This is a genomic window from Burkholderiales bacterium, from assembly GCA_013695435.1.
GTDB lineage: Bacteria > Pseudomonadota > Gammaproteobacteria > Burkholderiales > JACMKV01 > JACMKV01.
In genome coordinates, this window is sequence record JACDAM010000164.1 from 1 (window position 1) to 3,121 (window position 3,121).

The 3,121-nt window shown below is 59.1% G+C and carries 3 protein-coding genes and 3 tRNA genes; all 6 read right to left on the reverse strand.

Translation table 11 applies throughout. The features are described from left to right. Nucleotides 1-15: 15 nt before the first annotated feature. On the reverse strand, nucleotides 16-1,575 hold the full coding sequence (locus H0V78_08545) for a chain length-determining protein (GenBank protein ID MBA2351824.1): 1,560 nt from the start codon (nucleotides 1,573-1,575) through the stop codon (nucleotides 16-18). 86 nt (nucleotides 1,576-1,661) lie between these two features. Continuing rightward, nucleotides 1,662-2,291: a polysaccharide biosynthesis/export family protein gene (locus tag H0V78_08550; GenBank protein ID MBA2351825.1), complete on the reverse strand. Its 630-nt coding sequence runs from the start codon at nucleotides 2,289-2,291 to the stop codon at nucleotides 1,662-1,664. Between the two features lie 330 nt (nucleotides 2,292-2,621). Further along, a tRNA-His gene (locus H0V78_08555) sits at nucleotides 2,622-2,697 on the reverse strand. Between the two features lie 42 nt (nucleotides 2,698-2,739). Next, nucleotides 2,740-2,816, reverse strand: a tRNA-Arg gene (locus tag H0V78_08560). A gap of 64 nt (nucleotides 2,817-2,880) precedes the next feature. After that, nucleotides 2,881-2,957, reverse strand: a tRNA-Pro gene (locus tag H0V78_08565). Between the two features lie 73 nt (nucleotides 2,958-3,030). Further along, on the reverse strand, nucleotides 3,031-3,121 hold a 91-nt coding region (locus H0V78_08570; GenBank protein ID MBA2351826.1), incomplete at its 5' end, for a hypothetical protein.

Here is a 3,121-nt window from a genome sequence, read left to right on the forward strand (position 1 = left end):
GCTCATGGGTGCTCGCTAGACCGCACGCGTTGAAAGCAGGGCGAGGGCGACCAGACCCGCACCAAATGTACCCAGGAGCGCAACGAACGCCGTCACGAAGCCGACAAGCCCCCGGCGTTCCTTGCGACGCTGCGATTCGCTGAGAATCATCGACACCGTGCCCAATACCGGCAGCCCGGTGACCGCCCGAAGCGAGCGCAAGTCGAAGAAGGTCGGCCAGATCCGGCTGACCAGAAAACTGGCGACGATACCCGCAGCCAGCGCGCCCAACAGCGCCATCGGAAAGAGCAACGCCCGGTTCGGTGCGACTGGTTGCGGTGATACGCGAGGAGGATCGATCAAGCGAAAGTCAGCGACCCCGGTGCTCGCCTCCATTTCGCCGGAAATCTCGGCCGACTCTCGGCGCGAAACCAGACCATCGTAGTTCCTTTTGTGCACCTCGTAATCGCGGTTCAACTGCGCGAATTCGATCTCGACCTCAGGCACCAACTTGGCCGCCTCTTTGAGCCGCGCGTAGCGCCCCTCGTATTCGGCGACGCGCGTCGTAAGCGAGGCCACCGTCGCCTCAGCTTCTCCAAGGGACACCTTCAACTGTTGGTAAACGGGGTTGGAATTGATCGACGCGACAGCTCGAGCGCTCGCGGGCTTCTTGCGCGCCGCAAGCTCGGCTCGTCGCTGGTCCTCGAGGCCCTCGATGATGCGCTTGGCGCCGACAACGTCGGGATGCTCGTCGGTGAAGCGTTGCCGCAGCGAATCCAGGTTGCGCTTCAGCGCCTCGACTCTTCCGTCGATTTCTGGGACGGCGGTAGCATTGGCTTGCTCCGGCGGCTCCGGTAACAGCACCGGCTCCTCGCCCGCGACTTGGCGCTTGAGCGCATCACGCGAGTTTTCCGCCTCGCGCAGCCCAAGCCTCGCCTGGGAGAGTGCGCTCGACACATCGCCAATCCGGCTATAGTAGTCCTTGCCATCCGCGGTGGAGAGCTCCAGGTTGCGAAGCCGGAATTGCTTCACCCGGTTCTCAGCCTCTTCTAGCTTTTTCTCGTATATCTTGATCTGATCTTCAATGAATTTTTTGGCGGACTCGGAATCCTTGCGTTTACCGCCCAAGCTCGATTCGACAAAGATAGAAAGAAACGATTGCACGACTCTCTTGGCTTTTTCCGGATCGGGGTCGCGGAACGCGAGTGTGTATAGATTGTCGCGGCCAGCGCCCGAAATCTGCAGCGTTCTGATCAGGCTATCGATCATCTGCTCCTGGTCTTCCTTGGACTTCAGGCCCAGGTCGAGGTCGGCCATGCGAATCAACTTTTCCACGTTCGGACGGCTGATCAGCGTGCGCGAAAGCATCGAGATCTGCTGGTCGACATTGGCGGGAATCGCAAGGCCCGACATCAGCGGTGTCAACACCGACTGCGTATCGACGAAGATGCGTGCCGATGCTTCGTATTTATCCGGGGTGCGCACGATCATGATGACGGCGGCGATGGCGACGACCCACGCGACGAGCAGCCCGATCCACCGCCGCCGCCACATCCCGCGCAGGATCGAAACCCCTTGGCTGATGACTTCATCCATTGCGAACTATGCCTCGTTGTGCGTTGTGCGTTGCGCTGGCGCAAGCTTTCCGTAACTCGCGCGCCACTCGACGCAAAGGTTAAGTGTCAGAAAAAGCTCTGCGGGATGATCAGGACGTCACCCGGCTTCATCTCGACGTTGGCCGATACATCGCCGCGCTTTAAGAGATCCCTGACCCGTACTGCATATTGCTTGTTGCCGTCCGTGGTGCGCAGGATAGTTGCGCCGTTGCCGTCGGCGAAGTCGGTGATGCCGCCAACGGCGATCATTACGTCGAGAAGGGTCATCTTTTGCCGATAGGCCAATGCTTGCGGTTTCGCCGCTTCGCCCACGACGCGGACTTGCTCGCTATAGGGACCGACAAAGTTAGTCACGATCACCGTAACGACCGGGTCGCGGATATATTTCGAGAGCGCCTTTTCAATATCGCGGGCAAGCGTTGTCGCGTCGCGTCCCAGCGCCGGCAAATCCTCGACCAGGGCCGTCGTAATTTTGCCATCTGGGCGTACCGGGACTGAAATTGAAATCTCGGGGTTGCGCCAAACCAGAATGTTGATCGTGTCGCCGGGGCCGATGAGGTAGTTGTAGTCAGGCGAGGCCGCGGTCGTCGGAGCGGGTGGATAAGGCGTCGCGCAACCCGCGGCGAAAACGACGAGGCATAGCAGAGATAGCAGGCGAAAGCAGACGCGAGCACTCATGGTTTCAGCATTATTCATAAATTCTCCCTCGAGCGAAGGCAAAGCGAGAAGCGTGCCAAATTCCGGCGGAACGCAAGGATAGCGAACTTTAACGAAACCGCAACGATTAACCGAACAAATGCCGTTGTTTTCCGACAGGCGTAGATCTTCGCGACACATGCAAACATCATGTGGCGGTTAAAAGGTCAGATTGTCGTGTGCAACTCGGGTCCGAATCCTACAACGTCCGCATTGCATATTTGTTGACGCGAGCGCGCTTGCAAATTCGGCCGGCGGGTGAGTGATCCGCCTTATGAGCCCGCGAATCGACCGAGCGCGCAGCAGGTATTGCTCGTCCAGCGACAATACTGGGGTGGCTGATGGGACTCGAACCCACGACAACCGGAATCACAATCCGGGACTCTACCAACTGAGCTACAGCCACCATTGATTCGCCGCGAGGCGCGTGCTCGTACCTTGTCAAGTCTGGCGCGCCCGACAGGACTTGAACCTGTTACCCCCGGCTTAGAAGGCCGGTGCTCTATCCAAATGAGCTACGGGCGCCTGTCGGATCGAGACATTCGCGCCATGTCCCATAAAACTGCAAAACGCGCGGCCTAGCCAATCATGGTCGGGGTGGAGAGATTTGAACTCCCGACATCTTGCTCCCAAAGCAAGCGCGCTACCAGGCTGCGCTACACCCCGAGGACCCGGATTATGCCATCCCTGATTCAGCGCGCGCAAACGCACGATAACAAGGGCCGGCCGGCGGCGACTATCACGTTTCGGGCTTCAATTGCGGGAACAGAATCACGTCGCGTATAGACGCTGAGTTCGTGAACAGCATGACCAGGCGATCGACGCCGATG

Excerpts from the sequence above, each read along its gene's own strand:
- H0V78_08550 (MBA2351825.1), bottom strand. The coding sequence starts at position 2,291 with ATGAATAATGCTGAAACCATGAGTGCTCGCGTCTGCTTTCGCCTGCTA.
- H0V78_08545 (MBA2351824.1), bottom strand. The coding sequence starts at position 1,575 with ATGGATGAAGTCATCAGCCAAGGGGTTTCGATCCTGCGCGGGATGTGG.